At 45.1% G+C, this 286-nt stretch carries 1 protein-coding gene; it reads right to left on the bottom strand.

Annotated elements, in window-relative coordinates; all coding sequences use genetic code 11:
• The coding region (locus tag A3756_RS06055; protein WP_304438867.1) for a putative PEP-binding protein at positions 1 to 286 on the bottom strand (286 nt) is incomplete at both ends.

Below are 286 nucleotides of genomic sequence, written 5' to 3'. Positions count from 1 at the left end.
GCTTGAGGATGAGCTCGAATCAAGCCCCCCAAACCAGCACTCTCGAGCTCATCCTCAAGCATCTCACGTATACAGCTTTCATTTTCGAGATTCAGCGCTTTTGTTAGAAGCTGCCTGGCTTTCTTATGCGAAAACGAACGAATTACCCACTTAACCTTGGGAATATTAAAGGCACTCATACTTAGTGTATTGATCCCCATTCCAAGTAGTAAAATAACCGCTACAGGGTCAGAGGCCATTTCACCACACAAAGACACCTTAAGTCGACGGGATTGAGCAGTACATA

It is taken from the genome of Oleiphilus sp. HI0086 (assembly GCF_001635225.1).
Note: the sequence above shows the minus strand (reverse complement) of the source record. Positions and strands in the feature narration are given on the sequence as shown.